Source organism: Burkholderia stagnalis, from assembly GCF_902830275.1.
GTDB lineage: Bacteria > Pseudomonadota > Gammaproteobacteria > Burkholderiales > Burkholderiaceae > Burkholderia > Burkholderia stagnalis.
In genome coordinates this window covers 20,199-45,655 of the sequence record NZ_CADESW010000023.1, presented here as the reverse complement: position 1 = coordinate 45,655, position 25,457 = coordinate 20,199, and the positions used below count along the sequence as shown (strand labels likewise).

Sequence of the window (25,457 nt, the reverse complement as noted above, 5' to 3'; positions counted from 1 at the left end):
CCGGCCGATTGTGCAAAAAGCGAAGCGTTGCCGCTTCGCTTTCCGCGCATGCTTTGCTTGACGGTATCCGGTCAGGATTCCGCGAACAGCGACATCACCGAATCGCCGCGGCGGATCCGCGAGAACGTCTCGGCCAGCAGGCTCGCGCTCGTCAGCGAGCGGATCTTCGAGCAGCCGAGCGATTCGGCGGACAGCGGGATCGTGTCGGTGACGACGAGTTCGTCGAGCGCCGACGCGGCGATGCGCTCGGCGGCGCCACCCGACAGCACCGGGTGCGTCGCATAGGCGAACACCTGCTTCGCGCCGCGATCCTTCAGCACTTGCGCTGCCTTGCAGAGCGTGCCGGCGGTGTCGACCATGTCGTCCATGATCACGCAGGTGCGGCCTTCGACTTCACCGATGATGTTCATCACTTCGGCGACGTTCGCCTTCGGGCGACGCTTGTCGATGATCGCGAGATCGCAGTTGAGCTGCTTGGCCAGTGCACGGGCGCGGACCACGCCGCCGACGTCCGGCGACACGACCAGCAGATCCGAGTAGTTCTGCTTGCGCAGGTCGCCCAGCAGGATCGGCGTTGCGTAGATGTTGTCGACCGGAATGTCGAAGAAGCCCTGAATCTGGTCGGCGTGCAGATCCATCGTGATGATCCGCTCGACGCCGGCGATTTCCAGCATGTTCGCGACGATCTTCGCCGAGATTGCGACGCGCGCCGAACGCGGGCGGCGATCCTGGCGGGCGTAACCGAAGTAGGGGATGGCTGCGGTGATCCGGCCGGCGGATGCGCGCTTCAGCGCATCGACCATGATCATCAGTTCCATCAGGTTGTCGTTGGTCGGCGCGCACGTGGATTGCAGGACGAAGACGTCCTTGCCGCGCACGTTTTCCTGGATCTCGACCTGGATCTCGCCGTCGGAGAAACGGCTGACCATTGCCTTGCCGAGGGGGATTCCAAGAATATTGACGACTTCCTGAGCAAGCGCGGGATTCGCGTTGCCAGTAAAAACCATCAGGCCGTCATGGCTGCTCATCATGCACCTGCTTCGGGCTTGGGCGGGAAAATGCGGGAAAATTTTTGGCAGGGGAGGAAGGACTCGAACCCTCGCATGCCGGAATCAAAATCCGGTGCCTTGACCAACTTGGCGACTCCCCTACACTTAACTGACAACTCTGTCGGACGGTAGGACGTCCGGCAAAGTAAAACTTCATGACGCGAAAGCGAAGAGCGGATGCTCGTTCAGGCTCTCGGCAACTGCGCCGTTCCAACCGGCGGGCAGTTTGGCTTTCGCCGCTTCTGCTTCCTGTTTGCTGCGAAACGCTGCAAACACGCTTGCTCCAGAGCCGGTCATCCTCGCGGGGGTCACATCATACAACCATTTGACCGCCTGCGCAACTTCCGCGTACTTACTTGTCACAACTTGCTGCATGTCATTCCGGCCGAAGCTGTCTGGCCATCCTGCGTCGCTGCTTTGCTGTGCAAGAAAGTCCGTAATTGTGACTGGCTTCGAATCTCTTGTCAACAACTTATCTGAAAAAATTTCAGCAGTCGGGACATGAACACGCGGCGTCACAACCAGGAACCAGCGAGTCGGCAATTCTACCTCAGCTAATTCTTCTCCGATACCCTCTGCGAACGCATTTTTTCCAAAAACAAAAAAAGGCACGTCGGCGCCGAGTTTTACGGCGAGTGTCTGCAATTCCGCGCGCGGCAGGTTCAACCCCCACAGACGGTTCAGCGCGAGCAGCGTCGTCGCCGCGTCGGAGCTGCCGCCGCCAAGGCCCGCGCCCATCGGCAGCTGCTTGTCGATCTCGATGTCGACGCCTGCGTCCGTGCCCGAGTGGGCTTTCAGGAGGCGGGCCGCACGCACGACGAGATCGCTTTCCTCGGGCACGCCCGGGACGTCGGTCGCGCGTGCGACCTTGCCGTCGTCGCGCAGCGTGAAGTGCAGCGTGTCGCCCCAGTTCAACAGCTGGAACACGCTTTGCAGGTCGTGATAGCCGTCCGGGCGGCGGCCGGTGATGTGCAGGAACAGGTTGAGTTTCGCGGGCGCAAGGCAGTTGCGCAGCGAGCGGGTCGAATCGGTCATGCTGGTGTCGTATCGGGTTGGAGGCGCGCGCTTACTGGTCGAGCACGAGCTTGATGTCGAGCGGCGGCGTCGCGCGCACGAGGTTCACGCGCTTGACGCCGGTGGCCGGCGCGTCCGCGTAGGCGACGTAATCGATCGTCCAGCCGTCCTGCCGAATCTGCTTGATGCGCGTGCCGTCGCCGGGGTCGCGCACCATCTGCGCCGGCGTCGCGGGCGCGGGCGTCGGCTGCAGCCAGTAGCGCAGGCCGGCGAGCGGCAGCGCGAAGCCGAGCGTGTTCTGCATCAGTTCGCCGACGTCCGGCGCAAACTGCGGCTGGCGGTTCGGCAGCTCGAGCGAGGCCGCCCGCGGCGACGACTTCACGATCGCCAGCGTCTGGCCGAGCGGGCTGCGCAGCTCGAGCGACACGTCGTCGCCTTGCTCTTGCCAGTCGAAGTTGCCATACACGTTCTGCGGCCGGCCGAGGCGGTCGCTGTACTGCACCGCGAAGCGGCCGTGATATGCGTGCGCCGCACTCGTCTGCAGCACGCCGCCCGACGGAGCGCCTGCCGACGGCGGGGTGCTCGCGCAGCCGGCGAGCGCGAGCGCCGCGGCGGCCGCGAGGGCCGTGGTGAGGCCGCGCATCGCGCGGAAAGACAGGGAAAACGTCGGGGACATGCGCATCAGAGGCCGTTGATCTGGAGGCGCTTGAGCGTCTGCACGAGCGTCTCGTTGTCCGGCTCGAGCTTCTGCGCGGCGCGCCACGCGGTGCGTGCCTCGTCCTGCGCGCCGCTCTTCCACAGCACCTCGCCGAGATGCGCGCCGATTTCGGCGTTCGGCTGCAGGTCGTACGCGCGCCGCAGGACCTTCGTCGCGCCGGCCGAGTCGCCCATCCGGAATTTCACCCAGCCGAGGCTATCCATGATGTACGCGTCGTTCGGTGCGAGCGCGACCGCCTTCTCGATCAGCTTGCTGGCTTCCGGCAGGCGCTGGTTGCGGTCGGCGAGCGAATAGCCGAGCGCGTTGTATGCCTGCGGGTTGTCGGGCTGCGTGCGGATCAGTTCGCGCAGCTGCTTTTCCATCGTCGTGTAGTGGCCGGTCTTCTCGGCCGCCATCGCGTAGTCGTAGCGCAGGTCCGGATCGTCGGGGAAGTCGTCGACCGCCCGCGACAGGCGCGCCTCCGCTTCGCCGAAGCGTTTCGCGGTGAACAGGATCGACGCGTCGGTGCGCGCGATCACGGCCGCATCGCGCGGGTCGGAAACCGGCAGGTTGTCGAGCACCTTGCGCGCTTCGTCGGTCTTGCCCTGTTTCTGCAGCAGCTGCGCGCGCGTGACCTGCGCGGGCAGGTAGTGCTGGCTCGTCTGGTCGACCTTGTCGAGCCATTGCGACGCAACCGCGTCGTTGCCCTGGTCGATCGCGATCTGCGCGAGGTAGATGTAGCCCTGGCCGACGTCGGCATTCGGCTGCTTCTCGCCGAGCTGCACGTACTGCTTCAGGTAGCCCGTCGCGTCGTCGAGTTTCTTCTGCTGAATCTTGATCAGCGCAAGCGCCATCAGCGGCGTCGGATCCTTCGCGTCGAGCTTGCGCATCGTCTCGAACTGCTTCTGCGCGTCGTCGAGGCGGTCGTCGGCGAGATAGAGCTGCGACAGCGCGAGCCGCGCGTCGCGCGACTTCGGATGCTGCTGAACGTATTTCTCGAACGACACGATGCCGGCCGCGCGCTCAGCGGGCCCCATCTGCGACAGCATCAGCGCCGCGGGCAGGTAATCCGGGCGGATCTGCAGCGCCTGCTTGAGCGACTGCGCGGCGCCGTCCTTGTCGTCGACGGCGAGCTGCTGGCGAGCGACCGCGAGCTGCGCCTCGGGGCGGCCCATGTCGTTCTTCAGCATGTCCTTCAGCACCGCGAGGCCGCCGACGCGATCGGGGCCGCGCGCGAGCAGCGCCTGCAGCGCGAGGATCGCGGGGCCCCGCGTTTCGCCGGTCGCGCGGGCAAGCTCGCGCGCGAGCATCGGCTGCGCGTCGGCCGGCTTGCCGGCCAGCACCAGCAGCGCGGCATCGACCTGCGACGCGCGGTTCGAATCGGGCGCATACTGCCGCCACAAATTCGCGGCCGACAGCGCGTCGGCCGGGCTCTGTGCGGCGAGCGCGATTTCGGTCGCGCGCTGCGCCATGCGCGGATCGCGCGTGTCGCGCGCGAGCGCGAGATAGGTCTGGTAGGCCGGCGCGGGCTGGTTGCGTTGCAGCGCGACCTCGGCGGCGAGCACCTGGTAGACGATCTGGCTCGTCAACGCGAGGTTCGGGAGATCCTTTTTCTCGTCCGGCAGCACATGATCGAACGCACCCTGCTGCGCGGCGTCGTCCGGCGCAGGATCCTGCGCATGGGCCGGCAGCGCGGTGAGGGTCCATGCGGCGATCAGCGCGGCGCCAAGCGCACGGCGGACCGGGAGCGCGCGCCAGCCGCGTGCGGCGGCAGGGCGCTTCTGAAGCAGCTTCGAGGGCAGGGTCATGGAAATCCGTTCGATGTTTCAGCCGATTGTAACGCGCTCGCTACAATACACGCACGATCGTGTCTGTCCGCATTGAGACCCGCAGAACATGCCAGAGTTGCCAGAAGTCGAAGTCACCCGCCGGGGTATCGAACCCTTTGTCGCCGGCCGCCGCGTCGAGCGTGTCGACGTGCGCACCGCGATGCTGCGCTGGCCGGTGCCGGCCGGGCTCGCCGAGCAATTGCGCGCGCGCGAGGTGCTCGGTGTCGAGCGGCGCGGCAAGTACCTGCTGTTCGAAGTCGACGCCGGCTGGTTCATCGTGCATCTCGGCATGACCGGCACGCTGCGCGTGCTGCCGACGGCAGGCACGCCGCCCGCCGCGGCGAAGCATGACCACATCGACTGGATCTTCGACGAATTCGTGCTGCGCTTTCGCGATCCGCGCCGCTTCGGCGCCGTGCTGTGGCATCCGCGCGAGGCCGGCGACGTGCATGCGCACCCGCTGCTCGCGAGCCTCGGCGTCGAGCCGTTCTCGCCGGCGTTCACCGGCGCGCTGCTCCATGCGCGCACGCGCGGGCGCACGGTGGCAGTGAAGCAGGCGCTGCTGGCCGGCGACATCGTCGTCGGCGTCGGCAACATCTATGCATCGGAGAGCCTGTTCCGCGCCGGCATCCGGCCGACCACCGCCGCCGGCAAGGTATCGCTGCCGCGCTACGAGCGGCTTGCGGATGCGGTGCGCGCGACGCTCGCCGACGCGATCGAGCGCGGCGGCAGCACGCTGCGCGATTTCGTCGGCAGCAACGGCGAGAGCGGTTACTTCCAGCTCGACTGCCTCGTCTATGATCGCGCGGGCCAGCCTTGCCGCGTATGCGGCACGCCGATCCGGCAGATCGTGCAGGGCCAGCGCTCGACCTACTATTGCCCGACGTGCCAGCGTTGAAACCTTTCGCCACCCACTTGCCATCTTGAAGCCGCCTCGTACCGCCCCCGCTCCCTTTCCCGTCACACCGCTGCACCGCACGTTCGCCACGCGCCTGATCGCGTGGCAGCGCACGCACGGGCGCCACGACCTGCCGTGGCAGAACACGCGCGACCCGTACCGCATCTGGCTGTCGGAAATCATGCTGCAGCAAACCCAGGTATCGACCGTCGTGCCTTATTACCTGCGCTTTCTCGAACGCTTTCCGGACGTCGCCGCGCTCGCGGCCGCGCCGATCGACGACGTGATGGCGCTATGGGCGGGCCTCGGCTACTACTCGCGCGCGCGCAACCTGCACCGCTGCGCGCAGGTCGTGGCGGCCGAGCACGGCGGCGCGTTTCCGTCGACGCCGGACGGGCTCGCCGAACTGCCCGGCATCGGCCGCTCGACCGCCGCGGCGATCGCGTCGTTCGCGTTCGGCGCGCACGCGACGATCCTCGACGGCAACGTGAAGCGCGTGCTTGCGCGGGTGTTCGGCGTCGAAGGTTTTCCGGGCGAGAAGCGCGTCGAAAACGACATGTGGGCGCTGGCCGAATCGTTGCTGCCCGATGCAGCGAACGCGGCCGACGTGAGCGCATACACGCAGGGGCTGATGGATCTCGGCGCGACGTTGTGCGTGCGCGGCAAGCCGGATTGCGCACGTTGCCCGTTCGCGGGGGATTGCGTCGCGCAGTCCACCGGCCGGCAGCGCGAATTGCCGGCCGCTCGGCCGAAGAAGAAGGTGCCGACGCGCAAGACCTGGATGCTGGTGCTGCGCGACGGCGATGCGGTGCTGCTCGAGCGGCGCCCGCCGGCGGGCATCTGGGGCGGGCTGTGGAGCCTGCCGGAAGCCGACGGCGATGCCGCGCTCGCCGATCGCGCGCGCGGTTTCGGCGGCGGCGGCCCGGTGCCGCTCGCGCCGCTGACGCACACGTTCACGCATTTCAAGCTCGAGATCGAGCCGCGCTTGAGCGAGATGGGGAACGGCGGCGGCGAATGCGTCGCGCAGGATGCGCAGACGGCATGGGTGCCGCTGAGCGGACTCGACGCGTACGGCGTGCCCGCGCCGGTGCGCAAGCTGCTCGATGCGCTGAGCGGGTCGCTGCTGTAACGCGCGCGGCCGGTGCGGCGCTCAGAGCCAGCCGTGCCGGTTCAGCACGTGATGCACGGCGTCGATGCGCGCGCCGACGTCGGGAAACTCCATCAGCTTCTGCCGCGCACGCAGGTCGAGCGGCAGCAGTTCGGCGAGACGGTTCGACACCCAGCTCGGATCGTCGAGCCGGAACGGCTCGCAGAACGGCAGCTTGTCGGGCTCGTTCTTCTGCTTCAGCGCTTCGATGATGCGCTCCAGTACCTCGGCGCACGCGCCGAACTGCGCGAGCGCCTGCTCGCCCTCGAGCGGGATGTCGTCGGGCAGCGGCTCCGCGATGCCGACGAGCAGCCCGTTCGCCTCGACGCGATACGACAGCAGCTCGAAGCGCTGCGTGCCGATAGCCTGCAGGAACAGCATCCCGAATTCGCCGGTGTCGCATTCGACGATGCGCGCCATGCAGCCGATCGTTTCCGGCACCGACACCGCGCCTTCCTGCGCGACCTCCGGCCCGCTTTTCAGCAGGCAGACGCCGAATGGCGCGTTGTCGCGCAGACACGCGCGCGACATGTCGAGATAGCGCGCCTCGAACACCTTGAGCGGCAGCACGCCCCCCGGAAACAGCACCGTATGCAGCGGAAACAGCGGCAGGTCGAGCAGGGTGGTAGAGAGAGAGGACATGGCGCGCTGACGGGGAAGCGGCGTCGCTACGGTCTTTCGACCTCGGTCACGAGCCGCGACGACGCGCCGACATCCACCGGCGCGTCACGATGCCGCACGATCACGTTCGCCTGGTTCGCGAGGCGCGAGGCGAGCGTTTCCGCGATGAAGACCGAGCGATGCTGGCCGCCGGTGCAACCGATGGCGACGGTCAGGTAGCTGCGATTGTCCTCGCGGAAGTGCGGCAGCCATTTCGTTAGAAACGCATGGATGTCGTCGATCATCTGGTGGACGATCGGCAGTGCGTCGAGAAACGCGATGACCGGCTGGTCGAGCCCGGTGAGCGGGCGCAGCTCATGGTCGTAATACGGGTTCGGCAGCGCGCGCACGTCGAACATCAGGTCCGCGTCGAGCGGCACGCCGCGCTTGAAGCCGAACGATTCGAACATCAGCATCAGCGCGTCGTTCTTCTGCTCGATGAAGCGCTTGACCCAGGTGCGCAGCACGTTCGCGCGCAGGTTGCTGGTGTCGATCTGGTGGCCGAATTCGGCAAGCGGCGCGACCAGTTCGCGCTCGCGCTCGATCGCTTCCTCGAGCGACGACAGCAGGCCGACGTCGGCATCGTGCGACGGCGAGCCGGACAGCGGATGGCGGCGGCGCGTTTCGGAGAAGCGCTGGATCAGCGCCTGGGTGCTTGCATTGAGGAACAGCACGCGCACGTCGTGATCGCGCGACAGCGCGCGGATCAGGCCGGGCATTTCGTCGAGCGATGCGCTCGAGCGCGCGTCGATCGCGACCGCGAGCCGATGCTGCCGGCCTTCGTCGGCCAGATAGCGGGCCAGCTCGGGCAGCACGTGCGGCGGCAGGTTGTCGACGCAGTAGTAGCCCGCGTCCTCCAGGGCGTTCAACGCAACGGACTTGCCGGAGCCGGAAATGCCGGTGATGAGAACTATGCGCATGGGGGGCAGAGATTCCTGACGTTTCATCATAGCACCGGCACGACGCGCCCGCGCCGCGCGATCGGCCGGTGAGGGTTACACGAGCTTGCCGGGGAACTGGCTGTCCGGATCCTGCATCGCGAGCCGCTGACGGTCCATGAAGTCGCGCAGCGTGTCGATGCCGCGCAGCTGCAGGATCGTGTTGCGCACCGCCGCCTCGACGAGCACCGCGAGGTTGCGGCCGGCCGCGACCTGGATCGTGACCTTGCTGATCGGCAAACCCAGCACGTCGACGGTCTGGCTTTCGAGCGGCAGGCGCTGGAATTCGCCGTCGGGGCGCCGTACCAGCTGCACGATCAGCTTCAGCTTCATTTTCCGCCGCACCGCGGTTTCGCCGAAGATCGTCTTGATGTCGAGCAGGCCGAGGCCGCGCACTTCGAGCAGGTTCTGCAGCAGCGGCGGGCAGCGTCCTTCGACGAAATCGGGGCCAAGACGCACGAAGTCGACCGCGTCGTCGGCGACGAGGCCGTGGCCGCGGCTGATCAGCTCGAGGCCGAGTTCGCTCTTGCCGAGGCCCGAGTCGCCCGTGAGCAGCACGCCCATCCCGAGGATGTCGAGGAACACGCCGTGCAGCGTCGCGCGCGGCGCGAGGATGCGCGACATGTAAAGGCGCAGGCTGTCGATCACCGCGGCGGCCGACATCGGCGTCGTGAACAGCGGGGTGGACGAGCGCGTGCAGCGCAGCACCAGCTCGGGCGGGGCCGCGGCGCCGCCGGCGACGACGAGGAACGGCGGCTCGAGGGCGATCAGCTCGGCCATGTGGCGCGAGCGATCCTCGTCGGTCTGGCGCTGGTAGTAGTCGATCTCGGCCTCGCCGAGCACCTGGATCCGGTTCGGGTGAATGAGGTTCAGGTGGCCGACGAGGTCGGCGCTCGACGTCGCGTTGGCGACGGTATCCGCGGAGAAACCGCGCTCCCAGCCTTCATGCCCCGTCAGCCAGCTGAGCTTAAGCGTGGCGGCGTTGTCGTCGAAGATGCTCTGGGCGTTGATGCTGGACGTATCCATGACTCCGTCACTCCAATGGGCCGGTCAATGAGCCGATGCGCGCGGCGACGGGCGTCGCCATGCCGGGCCGGCGCCGGGCGGCCCGGGGCGGCGGCCTGGGCCGCCTGGTTCGGGAAAATGTACCGCCCGGATCAACTCAAGGTTGCCACTGAGTGAGCAGGCTATGCAACTCGGAGCGATCCGTTTCGTTGTGCAGACGCTCGCGCGCGTCGCGGTCGGACAGCAGCTGCGCGATTTCCGACAGGATCTCGAGATGCTGCTGGGTGGCTTGCTCGGGGACGAGCAGGAAGATCAGGAGCGAAACCGGCTGGCCGTCGGGCGCTTCGAACGGAATCGGCTCGGCAAGCCGCACGAACGCGGCGAGCGGATGCTTGAGGCCCTTGATGCGCCCGTGCGGAATCGCGACGCCTTCGCCGAGCCCGGTCGACCCGAGGCGCTCGCGCGCGAACAGGTTGTCCGTGACGGTGCTGCGGGCGATGCCGTTCTGGTTTTCGAACATGAGCCCGGCTTGTTCGAAGACGCGCTTCTTGCTGGTGACGGAGAGGTCGATGACGACGTTCTCTAGGGGCAGGATTTTGGCTAGGCGATTCATGTTGGCAGGCGATTGGGCGGCCTGGGGTCTCCTCGCGGCGGCAGACTGATTTTCCATGTTTGGCGATATCAAGGCGTTAGGCGATGGAGACCTGCAAGGCACGGCGACCGTACCCAACGCCCCCCGGCAATAACCGGAGCATTATAGAACACAGCCGCGCGCATGGCGCGCACGTGGCGGCTCGTGTACGGCGCCGTCCGGGCGGCCGGCGCGCGGGCGCCGGACACAAAAAAAACCGCCCGGCGAACCGGGCGGCGTGCGGTGCGGTAAAGCGCTTATTGCGGCGGCAGTTCGATCTGCTCGAACTGCTCGACAGCCGGCTGGAGCTTGATCGGATCGTGCGCATGCGTTTGCAGGCGCTCCATGTGCTTGACGACCTGACGGTCCAGCTTGTCGATCAGCAGGTCGATTGCCGCATACAGGTTGCCGTTTGCGCTTTCGACGAAGATGTCCTTGCCCTTCAGATGCAGATTGATTTCCGCGCGTTGCTGCTTGTCCTTTTCCTTGTGGTTGTCGACCGAGAGGATCACAGTGCCATCGATCACCTGATCGCTATGCCGTAGCACCCGGTCCAGCTTGGTGATCACGTATTCGCGAATTGCAGGCGTGACTTCGAGATGATGTCCACTGATCTTCAGGTTCATAGTGCTTCTCCAAGCGAATGACCACCTGTCCGCTTCGATGCGGCATCCGGTCGACTTGCCCGTGCCGCGCGATGCGGCTGATTGCGGACAGGTCGCCCGGCTTGTCCGCCGATGCGCGGCGGCCGGAACACGCCTGCCGCCGGGCAGGCAGCAGGCTTAAAGAGACTTGCGCAGATTCACTGCCGGGATCTTGAGGGCTTCGCGGTACTTCGCAACCGTGCGGCGCGCGACCACGAATCCTTGTTCTGCCAGCAGCTCGGCGATGCGGCTGTCCGAAAGTGGCGTTTTTGGGTCTTCTGCTCCTATCAGTTGCTTGATGAGGGCACGGATGGCCGTCGACGAGGCGGCGCCACCGGTGTCGGTCGAAACGTGCGATCCGAAGAAGTACTTAAATTCAAGCGTCCCGAACGGGGTCAGCATGTACTTGCCGGTTGTCACACGGCTGACAGTCGACTCGTGTAGGCCCAGCGTATCAGCTATTTCCCGCAAAACCAAGGGGCGCATGGCGATTTCACCGTGCGCAAAGAAATTCTTCTGACGTTCGACAATAGCCTGCGCGACACGCAGGATCGTATCGAACCGCTGCTGGATATTCTTGATCAGCCAGCGCGCTTCCTGAAGCTGCTGCTTGAGCGATCCGGCCGACGGATCGCCGCGGCTGTTGCGCAGGATGTTCGCGTACAGGTTGTTGATCCGCAGGCGCGGCACGACCTCCGGATTCAGTTCCGCCTGCCAGCCCTGGCCCACCTTCTTCACGATGATGTCGGGCACGACGTAGTCGGCTTCGGCCTTGCCGTACGCGGCGCCGGGGAACGGCTCCAGCGAGCGGATCAGCGCGTGCGCGTCGCGCAGCGCGTCGTCGGATGCCTTCAGGTGCTTGCGCAGGCGCGTGAAGTCGCGTGCAGCGAGCAGCTCGAGGTATTGCGACACGATTTCGAGCGACAGCGTGCGCGTCGGGGACGGATCGAGCCGCAGCAGCTGCAGCTTCAGGCATTCGGATGCCGTGCGCGCGCCGACCCCGGCGGGGTCGAAGCTGTGCAGCAGCGCGAGCGCGGCGTTCAGTTCGTCGCAGTCGACCTCGAGTTCGGCCGGCAGGTCGGCGAGCACTTCGTCGAGCGTCGCGGTCAGGTAGCCGTCGTCGTCGAGCGACTCGATCAGGAACATCACGAGCGCGCGGTCGCGCGGCCCCGCCTGCGTGACGCGCAGCTGCGCGGACAGGTGGTCGCGCAACGACGTCGACGCTTCCTGCACCTGCAGGGGCGGGAGATCGTCGTCGTCCGACGCGCCGCTCGCGCGGCCGAATTCATCGAGATTCCATTGCGGGCCGTCGCCGCTGTCGCCCGCGGCATAGCCGTCGTATTCATCGGCGGCGGCGGGCTCGTCGCGCTCCGCGCGCTCGCCGGCCTGGCTGGTGCCGTTCGATGCCGGCTCGGTGTTCTGGGCGGGCGGCGTCTGCGCGATCAGCGAACCGTCCGCTGCGACACGCAGCGGGCTCGCGATCCATTCGTCGTCGTTCTCGAGCAGCGGATTCTGGGCGACCGCCATCGCCACTTCCTGCTGGAGCTCGAGCGTGGACAGCTGCAGGAGCCGGATCGACTGCTGCAGTTGCGGTGTCAGCGCCAGGTGTTGCGACAGGCGGAGTTGGAGGCTGGCTTTCATGGCAGAGAGGGAGTCATACCCGGAGTGTGCCACGACCCAGCCGCATTGGGCATCCGCGATTACGCGCGCGGCGCCGGCCCGGCGGCGAAACGGGGCGCGGCCCCGCGCGGCATGGCCGGGCAGGGCGCGTCCGTGACGGCGGGTTACATGCGGAAGTGTTCGCCGAGATACACGCGGCGCACGCTTTCGTTCTCGATGATCTCGCTCGGCGCGCCGGCCGCGAGCACCGAGCCGTCGCTGATGATGTACGCGTGGTCGCAGATGCCGAGCGTTTCGCGGACGTTGTGGTCCGTGATCAGCACGCCGATGTTGCGCTGCTTCAGGAACTTGACGATCTTCTGGATCTCGAGCACCGCGATCGGGTCGACGCCCGCGAACGGTTCGTCGAGCAGGATAAAGCTCGGGTTGGTCGCCAGCGCGCGGGCAATTTCCACGCGACGGCGTTCGCCGCCCGACAGCGACAGCGCCGGATTCTCGCGCAGGTGGCTGATCTGCAGCTCGTCGAGCAGCGCTTCGGTGCGGCTCGCGATCGCGTCCTTCGACAGGCGCTTGCCGTCGTCGCCATGCTGCAGCTCGAGCACCGCGCGGATGTTCTCCTCGACGGTGAGCTTGCGGAACACCGATGCTTCCTGCGGCAGGTACGACAGCCCGAGCGACGCGCGCTTGTGGATCGGCAGCAGGCTGATCGAGCTGCCGTTCAGCGAGATTTCGCCGGCGTCGAGCGGCACGAGCCCGACGATCATGTAGAACGACGTGGTCTTGCCGGCGCCGTTCGGGCCGAGCAGGCCGACGACTTCGCCGCTCTTCACGTCGAGCGACACGTCCTTCACGACGGTGCGCGAGCCGTAGCGCTTCTTCAGGTTGCGGACGACGAGCGAGCTGCTGGTGCCGGCCGGCTGGCGGTTCGGTAGCGCGTTCATTGGCCCGGCGCCCCCTGGAGCGTGTTCGACGGCGCGAGCTTGGCCGGCGCGCCGTTCAGTGCGCCGGGACCGCCGTTCTTCGGCGACAGCATCGCGCGCACGCGGCCGTTCGGGTTGCCCGGCGCCGCGACGTCCTTGCCGCCGCGCGCGGTGTAGAAGTCGCGCTGGCCGTCGTAGGTGACCACGCTGCCGTGCACGGTGTCGGCGATCGTCGACGTGCCCTGCAGGCGGCGCACGGTCGCGGCGGTCGTGAGGGTCGTCAGATCCTGCTTGCCGTCGTAGTCGATGCGCTCGGCATCGCCGTCGATGTATTCGTCGAGGCCTTCGCGCTTCTGCCGGAACGACGCATGCTTCTTGCCGCTGCCGTACGACGTGGCGTACTGGTAGCCTTCCGGATCCTGCTTCACCTCGACGCGATCGCCCTTGATGACGATCGTGCCCTTCGTGATCACGACGTTGCCGGTCGCGACGGTGACCTGCTTCAGGTCGTCGTAGGTCAGGTTGTCCGCTTCGACGTTGATCGGCTTGCCCTGGTCGGCCTTTTCGGCATGGGCGAGCGGCGCCAGCCCGGCGAGCGGGAGTGCGATGAGCGTCGCGGCGAGCGCGGCGCGGGCAGCGCGCCGGGCGCCGCCGTAAATCTGACACGGGAACGATTCGTTCATGCAGTCACGCGTGGGATGAGTTACTTGGGTTGACCTTTCGAGCCGCCGGACGCGTCCGACGCGGCGATCGTGCCACGCACGTTGCCGTAGAGCTCGATGACCCGGGTGACGTTGTTGTACTTCATGCCGTCGGTCGAGTTGACGAGCGACAGGCCGCGCTGAAGTTTAACCGGCTTTTCGGTCTGGATCACATCATCATTGACGAGGATCCGGAAATGCTGGGAATCCGCCTGCATCTGCGGATCGCCGCCGCCGGCGGCGCGCAGGATGCGCGCGTTGTCGTACAGGTCGACGATCGACACGTCGCCGTTGACGGTGCCGCGCTTCGCGGTGGTCGTCACGACCGGCTTGCCGGGCTGGAACGCGCGCATCGCCGGGTCGGTCAGGTCGCTCGATTCGGTGTCTTCGTAGTGGATCAGCTTGTCCGCCGTCAGCCGGTACTGGGTCGTGCCGGACTGGTCGAGTTCCGTCACCGAGAAGTTGTCGGCAAAGTAGTCGGGCGTGTGGCGCTTCGGCTGCGCGGCGCCGTCGCCGGGCTGCGGCAGCGTCGCCTGCAGCAGCCACCACGTGATGGCCGCGAGCGCGGCAACCGCGGCAAGCGGCAGCAACTGGGTCCAGCGGAAATGCGGGTTCATCCGTCAGGCTCCGCAGGCTTGCGCGAGCAGCGCGTCGTAGCGGCGCTGCGCGCGCAGGATCGCGTCGCAGGCCTCGCGCACCGCGCCGTGGCCGCCGCGGGCCTCGGCCACCCAGTGCGCGCGCGCGATCACCTCGGGGTGCGCGTTCGCCGGCGCGGTGGCGAAGCCGCAGCGCAGCATCACCGGCAGGTCGGGCCAGTCGTCGCCCATGTAGCCGCATGCGTCGGGCGCGAGGCCGAGCGACGCGGTCAGTTCCGCGAACACGGTCAGTTTGTTTTCGACGCCCTGGAACAGGTGCGCGATCTTCATTTCCTTCGCGCGCGCGGCGACGATCTCCGACCGGCGGCCGGTGATGATCGCGGTCGCGATGCCGGCTTCGCCGAGCAGCTTCACGCCGTGGCCGTCGAGCGAATTGAACGACTTCATTGCATCGCCGGCGGCCGTAAACAGCAGGCCGCCGTCGGTCAGCACGCCGTCGACGTCGAAAATCATCAGCTTCACGCGGCTCGCGCGTTCGGCCGCGGACAGCGGAGCGGTCATCAGATCACCTTCTTCGAGAACAGGTCGTGCATGTTCAGCGCGCCGATCAGCGCGCCGTCGGCATCGACCACCAGCATCTGGTTGATCCGGTGGCGCTCCATCAGTTCCACCGCCTCGACCGCCAGATGGTCCGGCCCGATCGTGCGCGGCTGGCGCGTCATCACGTCGGCGATCGGCAGCTTGCGGAAATCGCCGTCGCGTTCGAGCACGCGGCGCAGGTCGCCGTCCGTGAAGATGCCGGCGACCTTGCCGTCGGCGCCGACCACGGCCGTCATGCCCATCCGCTTCGCGGTGATCTGGAACAGCGCGTCCGACAGCGTCGCGTCGAGCCCGACGAGCGGGACTTCGTCGCCGGTGCGCATCACGTCGCGCACGTAGGTGAGCAGGCGCCGGCCGAGCGCGCCGCCCGGGTGCGAGCGGGCGAAATCCTCGGAGCCGAAGCCGCGCGCGTCGAGCACCGCGACGGCGAGCGCGTCGCCGAGCGCGAGCGCGGCGGTCGTGCTCGCGGTGGGCGCGAGGTTCAGCGGGCACGCTTCCTTCGACACCGCGGCGTTCAGGTTCACGTCGGCGAGCGTGCCGAGGCTGGATTCCGCGCGGCCCGTGATGGCGATCAGCTTCGCGCCGATCCGCTTCACGAGCGGCAGGATCGCGACGAGTTCTTCCGACTCGCCGGAGTAGGAGATGCCGATGAACACGTCGTCCGCCGTCACCATCCCGAGGTCGCCGTGGCTGGCCTCGGCCGGGTGCACGAAGAACGCCGGCGTGCCGGTGCTGGCCAGCGTGGCCGCGATCTTGCGGGCGATATGCCCCGATTTGCCGATTCCGGACACCACCACGCGACCGCGGCAGCCGAGCAGCAGCGCGACGGCCTGGGCGAAGCCGCCGTCGAGCTGGTCGCGCAGCGCGCGCACGGCGTCCGCCTCGATGTCGAGCACGTCGCGGGCGAGCGCGAGCGCCCGGTCATCATTGATTTTCGCTATCATGCGCGGAGTATAGCAAAGGCGTTTGTTCGCCGCGCCGGCCCTTCGGACTCGTCCGAAGGCGCCTGTCTCCCGCCACCATGCCGCGCCCGCTTTGCCGTGGCCCCGACGAACGAGGACGCTTTGCCCGTGATGTCCCCCCTCGAAATGACGCTCCTGCTGCTGCTTGCTTCAGTGGTGGGCGTCGTCGTGTTCCGTTCGCTGAACCTGCCGCCGATGCTCGGCTACCTGACCGTCGGCATCGTGGTCGGCCCGCACGCGTTCGGCGTGGCGGCCGACCTCGAGCGGGCCGAGCATCTCGCGGAATTCGGCGTGGTGTTCCTGATGTTCTCGATCGGCCTCGAGTTTTCGCTCGCGAAGCTGCGGGCGATGCAGCGGCTCGTGTTCGGCCTCGGGCTGTTGCAGGTGGTCGCGACGCTCGCGCTCGCAGTGCTGCTCGGCATGCTGTTCGAGCACTGGGTGCACATCACGTGGCAGGGCAGCGTCGCGCTCGGCGGCGCGCTCGCGATGTCGTCGACGGCGATCGTGTCGAAGATGCTCGCCGAGCGCCTCGAGATCGAGACCGAGCACGGCCGCAACATCTTCGGCGTGCTGCTGTTCCAGGATCTCGCGGTCGTGCCGCTGCTGATCGTGATTGCCGCGTTCGGCGCCGAATCGTCGAAGGATCTCGCGCTGACGCTCGGCTTCGCGGCCGTCAAGATCGTGATCGCGCTGTCGCTGCTGCTGATCGTCGGGCAGCGCTTCATGACGCGCTGGCTCAACGTGGTCGCGCGGCGCCGCTCGCAGGAGCTGTTCGTGCTGAACCTGCTGCTCGTCACGCTCGGCGCCGCGTTCTTCACCGACAAGTTCGGCCTGTCGCTCGCGCTCGGCGCGTTCATCGCGGGGATGCTGATTTCCGAGACGCCGTTCCGCCATCAGGTCGAAGAGGACATCAAGCCGTTCCGCGACGTGCTGCTCGGCCTGTTCTTCGTGACGACCGGGATGCTGCTCGATCCGCGCGTGATCTGGGAGCATCCGTTCCTCGTGATCGGCTTCTTCATCGGGCAGATCCTGTTCAAGGGGACGATGATCGCGGGGCTCGCGCGGCTGTTCGGCGCGACGCCGGGCGTCGCGATGCGCACCGGCATCGGCCTCGCGCAGGCCGGCGAATTCGGCTTCGTGCTGCTGAACCTGATCCTTGACCGGCACCTCGTCGATTCGACGCTGCTGCAGGCGATCCTCGCGTCGATGCTGCTGTCGATGCTCGCCGCGCCGTTCCTGATCCAGAACGCCGACCGGATCGTGATGCGGCTGTCGTCGACCGAATGGATGCAGCAGTCGCTGCAGATGACGCGGATCGCGACGCAAAGCCTCAAGCAGCGCGGCCACGTGATCATCTGCGGCTACGGCCGCGCGGGCCAGAACCTCGCGCGGATGCTCGAGCAGGAAGGCATTCCGTACGTCGCGCTCGACCTCGACCCCGACCGCGTGAGCGCGGCCGCGGCGGCCGGCGAATCGGTCGTGTTCGGCGACGCGGCGCGCCGCGAGTCGCTGCTCGCGGCCGGTATCCACCGCGCGGCGGCGGTGGCGATCACCTATGCGAACACGCCGTCCGCGCTGCGCGTGCTGCACCACGTGCACGAACTCGAGCCGACGCTGCCGGCGATCGTGCGCACCGTGGACGACGCCGATCTCGAGAAGCTGCTCGCCGCCGGCGCGACCGAGGTGATCCCGGAAATCGTCGAGGGCAGCCTGATGCTCGCGTCGCATACGCTGGTGCTGGTGGGCGTGCCGATGCGCAAGGTCGTGCGGCGCGTCGAGGAGATGCGCGACGAACGCTACAGCCTGCTGCGCGGCTACTTCCGCGGCGCCGACGACGCGGACGACGACGACCACGAGCAGGTGCGGCTACAATCGGTGCCGGTCGATGCGCGCGCGGACGCGGTCGGGCGCTCGCTGGAGGAGATCGGGCTGTTCGCGCTCGGGCTCGAGGTCACGGCGATCCGCCGGCACGGCATCCGCGGCGTCGAGCCGGACCCGCAGACCAAGCTGCGCGCGAGCGACATCGTCGTGCTGCGCGGGCTGCCCGAAGCGCTGGCGCTCGCGGAGGAGCGCCTGTCGCGCCACCGGCGCGACCCGCCGGCCGCCGCCGCGTGAGCAGCGATTCATAACCTGACCCGTATTTTCAAAACGGTGCCCGAAATATCGCGCACCGTTTTTTTCGGAGAATTCCATGCCGCATTCGTCGTCGGGCGCGCCGCTCGATCCCGCCGCCTTCATCCACAGCCAGATCCGCACGGTGCCGGACTGGCCGCAGCCGGGCGTGCAGTTCCGCGACATCACGACGCTGCTGCAGAGCCCGAAGGCGCTGCGCGTGCTGGTCGACCTGTTCGTCGAGCGCTATGTGGACGCGAAGCTCGACTACGTCGCGGGCCTCGACGCGCGCGGCTTCATCATCGCGCCGATCGTCGCGTACGAGCTGAGCGTCGGCTTCGTGCCGATCCGCAAGGTCGGCAAGCTGCCGTACAAGACGCAGCGCGAGTCGTACGAGCTCGAATACGGCAGCGCGACCGTCGAGATCCATGAGGATGCGTGCCGGCCCGGCGACCGCGTGATCGTGATGGACGACCTGATCGCGACCGGCGGCACGATGATGGCGGGGCGCAACCTGCTGCAGCGGCTCGGCGCGGTCGTCGTCGAGGGCGCGGCGATCATCGACCTGCCGGATCTCGGCGGCTCGGCGCTGCTGCGCGATGCAGGACTGCCCGTGTACACGGTTACCGAGTTCTCCGGCCACTGAGCGCCGGCCCACCCAGCGAGGCCACGATGCCGAATTTCATGCTGTTTCTCGCCACGTCGATCGCGATCACGTTCGCGCCCGGCCCGGACAACCTGCAGGTGCTCGCGCGCGGCATCTCGCAAGGCCGCGCGGCCGGCCTCGTCGCCGCGCTCGGCTTTGCCGCCGGCGTGACGTTCCACACGACGCTCGCGGCGCTCGGCGTCGCGGCGGTGCTGCGCTCGTCGCCGGTCGCCTTCCAGATCCTGAAGCTCGCGGGCGCCGCGTACCTGATCTGGATCGGCATCAAGGCGCTGCGCAGCCAGGGCCTCGCCACCGCGCACGAGCGCGCGCCGCAGCCGCTGTGGTCGATCTTCCGCCAGAGCGTGATCGGCAACCTGATGAACCCGAAGGTCACGCTGTTCTTCGTCGTGTTCCTGCCGCAGTTCGTCGATCCGCACGGCGCGCAGCCCGTGACGCTGCAGATGTTCGAACTCGGCGCGCTGTTCATGCTGCAGACGGCCGTGGTCTTCTCGCTGTTCGGCGTGTGCGCCGGCGCGATCGGCACGTGGCTGAAGCGCCGGCCGAAGGCGGGCGTGTGGCTCGACCGGATCGCCGGCGCGACGTTCATCGCGATCGGCATCCGCGTCGCGCTGAAGGACTGACGGAGCGGCCGATGACGTTTCCCTGCATTGCCGCCGCGCGCCGCTTCGACCCGGCCGCGCACCTGCGTTTCGTGATCGACGGCGTGGCCGTGGGCTGGGTGCGCCGTGCCGACGTCGCGCGGCTTGCCCGCTGGCCCGACGTGTTCGAGCTGTCGGACGACCGCGTCGTGCTGTCCGAGCGCTACGACACGGTCGACGCGCGCAGCATGGCGCTCGCGAGCGCGATCGGCGCGCTCGCGGCCGAAGGCGCGATTCCCGGCTGGCGCGACGAGATCTACGCGATCCGCAACCGCTTCGACGATCCGCCGCTCGCGTACATCGAGCGGGCCGCGTCGCGCTTCTTCGGCACGCAGACTTATGCGGTGCACCTGAACGGCATCGTAGAATATGCGGCTCCATCGGACGCGCCGCGGATGTGGCTCGGCCGCCGCAGCGCGACCAAGGCGACCGACCCCGGCATGCTCGACAACGTCGTCGCGGGCGGCATCGGCTGGGGCCTCGGCGTTCACGAGACGCTGGCCAAGGAGTGCTGGGAGGAAGCGGGCATTCCGCCGGAGCTGGCGGCGCGCGCGATCGCGGGCCGCGCGGTGCAGGTGCTCTGCTCGCTGCCGGAAGGGACGCAGTCCGAACTGATCTTCGTCTACGACCTGCCGCTGCCGCGCGACTTCGCGCCGCACAACCAGGACGGCGAGGTCGCCGAACACCTGCTGGCCGGCGTGCCCGAGGTGATCGGCTGGCTGCGGGGCGGCCAGGCGACGATGGACGCGAGCCTCGCGATGCTCGACACGCTGCTGCGCCACCGCTGGCTCGCCGCCGGCGACGCGGCGGGCATCGACGCGCTGTTCGCGCCGGTGGCCTGAGCGGCTGTCCGGCGGCCCGGCGCGGGCCATTTCACGAATACGGAAACGAAGGGAGTAACGGTCATGTCGGCCGATCACAGCTTTATCCTGAAACTGTCGTGCCCCGACCGGCACGGCATCGTCCACGCGGTCTCGGGCTTCCTGTTCGAGCGCGGCAGCAACATCCTCGATTCGGCGCAGTTCGGCGACAGCCGCACCAGCGAATTCTTCATGCGCGTGCATTTCGACCAGGACGGCAACGGCGCGGACGCCGCGACGACGCTCGACGCGCTGCGCACGCAGTTCGCGCCGCTCGCCGAGCAGTTCGCGATGCGCTGGGAGCTGCATGACGCGGCGGTAAAGCCGCGCGTCGTGATCATGGTGTCGAAGATCGGCCATTGCCTGAACGACCTGCTGTTCCGCTACCGCACGGGCCAGCTGCCGATCGAGATTCCGGCGATCGTGTCGAATCACAAGGAGTTCTACCAGCTCGCCGCGAGCTACGACATTCCGTTCCATCACTTCCCGCTCGTCGGCGGCTCGTCCGACGCCGCGAAGGCCGCGCAGGAAGCGCGCGTGCTGGAGGTGATCGACGAGCACCAGGCCGACCTCGTCGTGCTGGCGCGCTACATGCAGATCCTGTCGCCGAACCTGTGCAAGCAGCTCGCCGGGCGCGCGATCAACATCCACCATTCGTTCCTGCCGAGCTTCAAGGGCGCGAAGCCGTACTACCAGGCGTTCGACCGCGGCGTGAAGCTGATCGGCGCGACTGCGCACTACGTGACGACCGACCTCGACGAAGGCCCGATCATCGAGCAGGAAGTGGAGCGCGTCGACCACAGCATGACGCCGGACCAGCTGACCGCGATCGGCCGCGACGTCGAGTGCGTGACGCTCGCGCGCGCGGTGAAGTGGCACGTCGAGCACCGCATCGTGCTGAACGGGACGAAAACCGTCGTGTTCCGCTGAGCCGACGCTCGCAGCCCGAAAACGACAACGCCGCGCCCGGCAACGGGCGCGGCGTTTTTTCGTCGCGTGCGGCGGCGCGCGCTCAGATCAGCCGCAGCGCATGCAGCTCGCGTTTCAGGTACGCATAGAAGATCGGCGCGGCGATCACGCCCGGCAGCCCGAACGCGGCCTCCATCACGAGCATCGCGAGCAGCAGCTCCCACGCGCGCGATTCGATCTGGCTGCCGATGATCTTCGCGTTCAGGAAGTATTCGAGCTTGTGGATCACGATCAGGAAGACGAGCGACCCGATCGCGGTGCCCATGCTCACCGACAGCGACACGGCGACGATCAGCGTGTTCGAGATCAGGTTGCCGATCACCGGCAGCAGGCCGACGATGAACGTGATGAGCACGAGCGTCTTCGACAGCGGCAGCCGCTCGTGGAAGACCGGCAGCACGACGAGCAGGTAGATGCCCGTGAAGAACGCGTTGATCGCCGAGATCTTGATCTGCGCGAACACGATCCGGCGGAACGCGTCGGAGAAGCGCGACACGCGCGTGACGAGCGCGGTCGACAGCGGCATGCGCGGCTTGTTGTGCTCGACGCCGATCGCGATCATCGCGCCGATGATCATCCCGAACAGCACATGGCCGAAGCCGCGCGCGACGTTCTTGCCGCTCTGCTGGAGCTGGTCCATGTGGGTGTTCATCAGGACGGCGGCCTTTGCCTTCATCTGCTCGACGTCGACCGGCAGCAGGTTCGCGATCCAGGCCGGCGTGCGGGCGCGGGTCTGCTCGACGATCTGCATCAACTGGCCGAGCAGGCTCTGCAGGTTCGGCACCGTGTGCTCGAAGTGCTCCATGATGCCGATCGTCAGGCCCGTGAGCGCGCCGACGATCGTGACGGACAGCAGCACGACCGCGACCCAGCGCGCGCGCTGGCTCGTCGTGTGGCGCTCGATCACGGGCGCGATCATGTGGACGAGCTGGTAGACGAGCAGGCCGGCCAGGAGCCCGCCGAGCAGCTTCAGCTCGAGGATGAGCACCATCGCGACGATCGCCAGCAGGTAGCTGCCGATCTCGATTGCCGACAGCCTCGGCAGGCTGAAGTCGCTCGTCAGCCGGACGCTGCGCAGGTGCGGCTCCTTGTTCTGCCCGTCGCGTGGTGTCTCTTGTTGCTTTTCCATCGTTTCTTCCTGTGTCGCTTGCTCCAGCCCCATGCGGCGCGGCCGGACGGGCGGCGTTCGCCTCGTGCGCACCCGGTCGGTGCGGGCGAGCGAACCTTACGACCGTAAAGTATAGCTGCCATTTTGGGCGCAAAACCGGCGGTTGGCGGCTGGCGAAAGCACGGACGGGAAAACGATGACGCGCGGCGGGCAGTTGCGGCCCGGCGCGGGAGAAGGGAGGGGCGCGCGGCCGTCCGGCCGCGCGCGATGCGGGGCGGGGTCAGCCCGCCGCGACTTTCCGGGTGGTGCGCTTGAGCAGCGGCGCGAGGTATTTGCCGGTGAAGCTCGCCTTGGTCTTCGCGACCTGCTCGGGCGTGCCCTGCGCGATGATCTGGCCGCCGCCCGCGCCGCCTTCCGGGCCGAGGTCGATCACCCAGTCGGCCGTCTTGATCACGTCGAGGTTGTGCTCGATGATCACGACCGTGTTGCCCTGGTCGCGCAGCCGGTGGATCACCTCGAGCAGCAGCGCGATGTCGTGGAAGTGCAGGCCGGTGGTCGGCTCGTCGAGGATGTACAGCGTGCGGCCCGTGTCGCGCTTCGAGAGCTCGAGCGACAGCTTCACGCGCTGCGCCTCGCCGCCCGACAGCGTGGTGGCCGACTGGCCGAGGCGGATGTAGCCGAGGCCGACGTCGAGCAGCGTCTTCAGCTTGCGCGCGACGACCGGCACCGCGTTGAAGAACTCGTACGCGTGCTCGACCGTCATGTCGAGCACTTCGCTGATGTTCTTGCCCTTGTACTGGACTTCGAGCGTCTCGCGGTTGTAGCGCTTGCCGTGGCAGACGTCGCACGGCACGTAGACGTCCGGCAGGAAGTGCATCTCGACCTTCAGCACGCCGTCGCCCTGGCACGATTCGCAGCGGCCGCCCTTCACGTTGAACGAGAAGCGGCCCGGATCGTAGCCGCGCTCCTTCGAGGTCGGCACGCCGGAGAACAGCTCGCGGATCGGCGTGAACAGGCCCGTATAGGTGGCCGGGTTCGAGCGCGGCGTGCGGCCGATCGGCGACTGGTCGACGTTGATCACCTTGTCGAAGTGCTCGAGGCCCTCGATCGCCTCGTGCGGCGCCGGCTCGGCCGACGAGCCGTACAGGTGGCGCGCGACCGCGTGGTACAGCGTGTCGTTGATCAGCGTCGACTTGCCGGAGCCCGACACGCCGGTGATGCAGGTCAGCAGGCCGACCGGCAGCTCGAGATCGACGTGCTTCAGGTTGTTGCCGTGCGCGTCGACGATGCGCAGCATGCGCTCCGGATCGGGCCCGATCCGCTCGTCCGGATACTCGATCGTGCGCTTGCCGACGAGGTACTGGCCGGTCAGCGACTGCGCGTTCGCCTGCACCTGCTTCGGCGTGCCCTCGGCGACCACCACGCCGCCGTGCTCGCCCGCGCCGGGGCCCATGTCGACCACGTAGTCGGCGGTGCGGATCATGTCCTCGTCGTGCTCGACGACGATCACCGAGTTGCCGAGGTCGCGCAGGTGCTTGAGCGTCGCGATCAGGCGGTCGTTGTCGCGCTGGTGCAGGCCGATCGACGGCTCGTCGAGCACGTACATCACGCCGGTCAGGCCCGAGCCGATCTGCGACGCGAGCCGGATGCGCTGCGCCTCGCCGCCCGACAGCGTTTCCGCGCTGCGCTCGAGCGACAGGTAGTCGAGGCCGACGTTGTTCAGGAAGGTCAGGCGCGCGACGATTTCCTTGATCACCTTTTCGGCGATTTCGCCCTTTGCGCCTTCGAGCGTCAGGCCGTCGAAATAGCCGAGCGCGTCGCGCAGCGGCCAGCCGCTGATTTCATAGATGGCGCGCGCGTAGTCGCCCGCGCCGACCCGCACGTGGCGCGCCTCGCGGCGCAGGCGGGTGCCGTCGCACGACGGGCACGGCTGGTTGTTCTGGTATTTCGACAGCTCCTCGCGCACCGCGACCGAATCGGTCTCGCGATAGCGGCGCTCGAGGTTCGGGATGATCCCCTCGAACACGTGCTCGCGGATCGTCGTGCGGCCGCGCTCGTTGATGTACGAGAACGGGATCGTCTGCTTGCCGGAGCCGTACAGCAGCACCTTCCTGATCTTCTCGGGCAGATCCTCGAACGCGGCGTCGATGTCGAAATCGTAGAACGCCGCGAGGCTCTGCAGCATCTGGAAGTAGAACTGGTTGCGCCGGTCCCAGCCCTTCACCGCGCCCGCGGCGAGCGACAGCGACGGGTGCGCGACGACCCGCTTCGGGTCGAAGAACGTGATCTGGCCGAGGCCGTCGCATTCCGGGCACGCGCCCATCGGGTTGTTGAACGAGAACAGGCGCGGCTCGAGCTCCTGCAGCGAGTACGAGCAGACCGGGCACGCGAACTTCGAGCTGAACAGGTGCTCCTTGTCGGTATCCATCTCGAGCGCGATCGCGCGGCCGTCGGCGAGGCGCAGCGCCGTCTCGAACGACTCGGCGAGGCGCTGCTTCATGTCCGGGCGCACCTTGAGACGATCGACGACGACGTCGATCGTGTGCTTGTCGTTCTTCTTGAGCTTCGGCAGCGAATCGACCTCGTAGATCTTCGCGACGCCTTCGTTCGCGGCGCCGCCGCCCGAGCGCACGCGAAAGCGCACGAAGCCCTGCGCCTGCATGTCCTCGAACAGCTCGGCGTGCTCGCCCTTGCGATCCGCGACGACCGGCGCGAGGATCATCAGCTTGGTTTCCTCCGGCAGCGCGAGCGCGGCATCGACCATCTGCGACACGCTCTGCGCTTCCAGCGGGATGTCGTGGTCCGGGCAGTACGGCGTGCCGACCCGTGCGTACAAAAGTCGCAGGTAGTCGTGGATCTCGGTGACCGTGCCGACGGTCGAACGCGGGTTGTGGGACGTCGCCTTCTGCTCGATCGAGATCGCGGGCGACAGGCCCTCGATCAGGTCGACGTCCGGTTTCTCCATCAGTTGCAGGAACTGGCGGGCGTACGCGGACAGGCTTTCCACGTAGCGGCGCTGGCCTTCGGCATAAAGGGTGTCGAACGCGAGCGACGATTTGCCCGACCCGGACAGCCCGGTAATCACGATCAGCTTGTGGCGCGGCAGGTCGAGATTGACGTTCTTCAGGTTGTGGGTGCGCGCCCCACGGATACGGATTTGTTCCATGAACCTGGCAAAAAGGAGGGGAACCA

The 25,457-nt window shown here is 67.5% G+C and carries 24 protein-coding genes and 1 tRNA gene; 7 read left to right on the top strand and 18 right to left on the bottom strand.

Annotated elements, in window-relative coordinates; translation table 11 throughout:
- Positions 1-71: 71 nt before the first annotated feature.
- The 5 genes from HWY45_RS29920 to HWY45_RS29900 form a co-directional block, all read right to left on the bottom strand.
- Positions 72-1,028 (bottom strand): ribose-phosphate pyrophosphokinase, encoded by a 957-nt coding sequence (locus HWY45_RS29920; RefSeq protein ID WP_059566595.1) that lies wholly within the window; start codon positions 1,026-1,028, stop codon positions 72-74.
- Between the two features lie 45 nt (positions 1,029-1,073).
- Positions 1,074-1,150: transfer RNA gene (locus HWY45_RS29915), tRNA-Gln, on the bottom strand.
- A 52-nt stretch (positions 1,151-1,202) separates the two neighbouring features.
- Positions 1,203-2,084 carry a 4-(cytidine 5'-diphospho)-2-C-methyl-D-erythritol kinase gene (gene ispE / locus HWY45_RS29910; protein WP_059885320.1) on the bottom strand — a complete coding sequence of 294 codons (882 nt, stop codon included), beginning with the start codon at positions 2,082-2,084 and terminating at the stop codon, positions 1,203-1,205.
- A 31-nt stretch (positions 2,085-2,115) separates the two neighbouring features.
- Positions 2,116-2,745, bottom strand: coding sequence for a lipoprotein insertase outer membrane protein LolB (gene lolB / locus HWY45_RS29905; RefSeq protein ID WP_059566546.1), 630 nt, complete (start codon positions 2,743-2,745; stop codon positions 2,116-2,118).
- Entirely contained in the window at positions 2,745-4,568 is a 1,824-nt protein-coding gene (locus HWY45_RS29900) for a tetratricopeptide repeat protein (protein WP_059566547.1), read from the bottom strand. Before HWY45_RS29900 ends, lolB begins: the two co-directional genes overlap by 1 nt.
- An 88-nt stretch (positions 4,569-4,656) precedes the next feature.
- Between HWY45_RS29900 and mutM the strand changes: the two genes are divergently transcribed.
- Both mutM and mutY read left to right on the top strand, forming a co-directional pair.
- Positions 4,657-5,487 (top strand): bifunctional DNA-formamidopyrimidine glycosylase/DNA-(apurinic or apyrimidinic site) lyase, encoded by an 831-nt coding sequence (gene mutM / locus HWY45_RS29895; RefSeq protein WP_059885322.1) that lies wholly within the window; start codon positions 4,657-4,659, stop codon positions 5,485-5,487.
- 25 nt (positions 5,488-5,512) lie between these two features.
- Positions 5,513-6,616, top strand: coding sequence for an A/G-specific adenine glycosylase (gene mutY / locus HWY45_RS29890; RefSeq protein WP_059885324.1), 1,104 nt, complete (start codon positions 5,513-5,515; stop codon positions 6,614-6,616).
- A gap of 21 nt (positions 6,617-6,637) precedes the next feature.
- Here the strand turns inward: mutY and HWY45_RS29885 are convergent, their stop codons facing one another.
- The 11 genes from HWY45_RS29885 to kdsD form a co-directional block, all read right to left on the bottom strand.
- Positions 6,638-7,276: an LON peptidase substrate-binding domain-containing protein gene (locus tag HWY45_RS29885; RefSeq protein WP_059803140.1), complete on the bottom strand. Its 639-nt coding sequence runs from the start codon at positions 7,274-7,276 to the stop codon at positions 6,638-6,640.
- 26 nt (positions 7,277-7,302) lie between these two features.
- A complete protein-coding gene (gene rapZ, locus HWY45_RS29880; protein WP_059566551.1) occupies positions 7,303-8,214 on the bottom strand; it encodes an RNase adapter RapZ in 912 nt (303 codons plus the stop codon).
- A 75-nt stretch (positions 8,215-8,289) separates the two neighbouring features.
- Positions 8,290-9,258, bottom strand: coding sequence for an HPr(Ser) kinase/phosphatase (hprK, locus tag HWY45_RS29875; protein ID WP_010090664.1), 969 nt, complete (start codon positions 9,256-9,258; stop codon positions 8,290-8,292).
- A 136-nt stretch (positions 9,259-9,394) separates the two neighbouring features.
- The gene (locus tag HWY45_RS29870) at positions 9,395-9,907 is read right to left on the bottom strand and encodes a PTS sugar transporter subunit IIA (protein ID WP_059566552.1); all 513 of its coding nucleotides are present in this window, start codon (positions 9,905-9,907) and stop codon (positions 9,395-9,397) included.
- 218 nt (positions 9,908-10,125) lie between these two features.
- Positions 10,126-10,494, bottom strand: coding sequence for a ribosome hibernation-promoting factor, HPF/YfiA family (hpf, locus tag HWY45_RS29865; protein WP_017334258.1), 369 nt, complete (start codon positions 10,492-10,494; stop codon positions 10,126-10,128).
- Between the two features lie 156 nt (positions 10,495-10,650).
- Positions 10,651-12,153 carry an RNA polymerase factor sigma-54 gene (locus tag HWY45_RS29860; protein ID WP_059885326.1) on the bottom strand — a complete coding sequence of 501 codons (1,503 nt, stop codon included), beginning with the start codon at positions 12,151-12,153 and terminating at the stop codon, positions 10,651-10,653.
- 143 nt (positions 12,154-12,296) lie between these two features.
- Complete coding sequence (gene lptB, locus HWY45_RS29855; protein ID WP_059566554.1) at positions 12,297-13,073, bottom strand: LPS export ABC transporter ATP-binding protein; 777 nt, start codon at positions 13,071-13,073, stop codon at positions 12,297-12,299.
- Positions 13,070-13,735 carry a lipopolysaccharide transport periplasmic protein LptA gene (gene lptA, locus HWY45_RS29850; RefSeq protein ID WP_059566555.1) on the bottom strand — a complete coding sequence of 222 codons (666 nt, stop codon included), beginning with the start codon at positions 13,733-13,735 and terminating at the stop codon, positions 13,070-13,072. Before lptA ends, lptB begins: the two co-directional genes overlap by 4 nt.
- A 20-nt stretch (positions 13,736-13,755) precedes the next feature.
- A complete protein-coding gene (gene lptC, locus HWY45_RS29845; RefSeq protein ID WP_059566556.1) occupies positions 13,756-14,370 on the bottom strand; it encodes an LPS export ABC transporter periplasmic protein LptC in 615 nt (204 codons plus the stop codon).
- A 3-nt stretch (positions 14,371-14,373) separates the two neighbouring features.
- Positions 14,374-14,910 carry a KdsC family phosphatase gene (locus tag HWY45_RS29840; protein WP_059566557.1) on the bottom strand — a complete coding sequence of 179 codons (537 nt, stop codon included), beginning with the start codon at positions 14,908-14,910 and terminating at the stop codon, positions 14,374-14,376.
- The gene (kdsD, locus tag HWY45_RS29835; RefSeq protein WP_059566558.1) at positions 14,910-15,893 is read right to left on the bottom strand and encodes an arabinose 5-phosphate isomerase KdsD; all 984 of its coding nucleotides are present in this window, start codon (positions 15,891-15,893) and stop codon (positions 14,910-14,912) included. Before kdsD ends, HWY45_RS29840 begins: the two co-directional genes overlap by 1 nt.
- 126 nt (positions 15,894-16,019) lie before the next feature.
- Between kdsD and HWY45_RS29830 the strand changes: the two genes are divergently transcribed.
- From HWY45_RS29830 to purU, 5 genes are all read left to right on the top strand, one after another.
- On the top strand, positions 16,020-18,026 hold the full coding sequence (locus HWY45_RS29830; RefSeq protein ID WP_059803460.1) for a monovalent cation:proton antiporter family protein: 2,007 nt from the start codon (positions 16,020-16,022) through the stop codon (positions 18,024-18,026).
- A 76-nt stretch (positions 18,027-18,102) separates the two neighbouring features.
- Positions 18,103-18,669, top strand: a complete 567-nt coding sequence (locus HWY45_RS29825; protein WP_059803130.1) for an adenine phosphoribosyltransferase — start codon at positions 18,103-18,105, stop codon at positions 18,667-18,669.
- A gap of 26 nt (positions 18,670-18,695) precedes the next feature.
- The gene (locus HWY45_RS29820) at positions 18,696-19,310 is read left to right on the top strand and encodes a LysE family translocator (protein WP_017334249.1); all 615 of its coding nucleotides are present in this window, start codon (positions 18,696-18,698) and stop codon (positions 19,308-19,310) included.
- An 11-nt stretch (positions 19,311-19,321) separates the two neighbouring features.
- A complete protein-coding gene (locus tag HWY45_RS29815) occupies positions 19,322-20,170 on the top strand; it encodes an NUDIX hydrolase (RefSeq protein ID WP_059566560.1) in 849 nt (282 codons plus the stop codon).
- Positions 20,171-20,233: 63 nt separating this feature from the next.
- Positions 20,234-21,118 carry a formyltetrahydrofolate deformylase gene (gene purU / locus HWY45_RS29810; protein WP_059566561.1) on the top strand — a complete coding sequence of 295 codons (885 nt, stop codon included), beginning with the start codon at positions 20,234-20,236 and terminating at the stop codon, positions 21,116-21,118.
- Between the two features lie 82 nt (positions 21,119-21,200).
- On the opposite strand, the gene HWY45_RS29805 is transcribed toward purU, so the two are convergent.
- Positions 21,201-22,286 (bottom strand): AI-2E family transporter, encoded by a 1,086-nt coding sequence (locus HWY45_RS29805; RefSeq protein ID WP_059566562.1) that lies wholly within the window; start codon positions 22,284-22,286, stop codon positions 21,201-21,203.
- Positions 22,287-22,545: 259 nt separating this feature from the next.
- The gene (gene uvrA, locus HWY45_RS29800; protein WP_059566563.1) at positions 22,546-25,431 is read right to left on the bottom strand and encodes an excinuclease ABC subunit UvrA; all 2,886 of its coding nucleotides are present in this window, start codon (positions 25,429-25,431) and stop codon (positions 22,546-22,548) included.
- Positions 25,432-25,457: the final 26 nt, after the last annotated feature.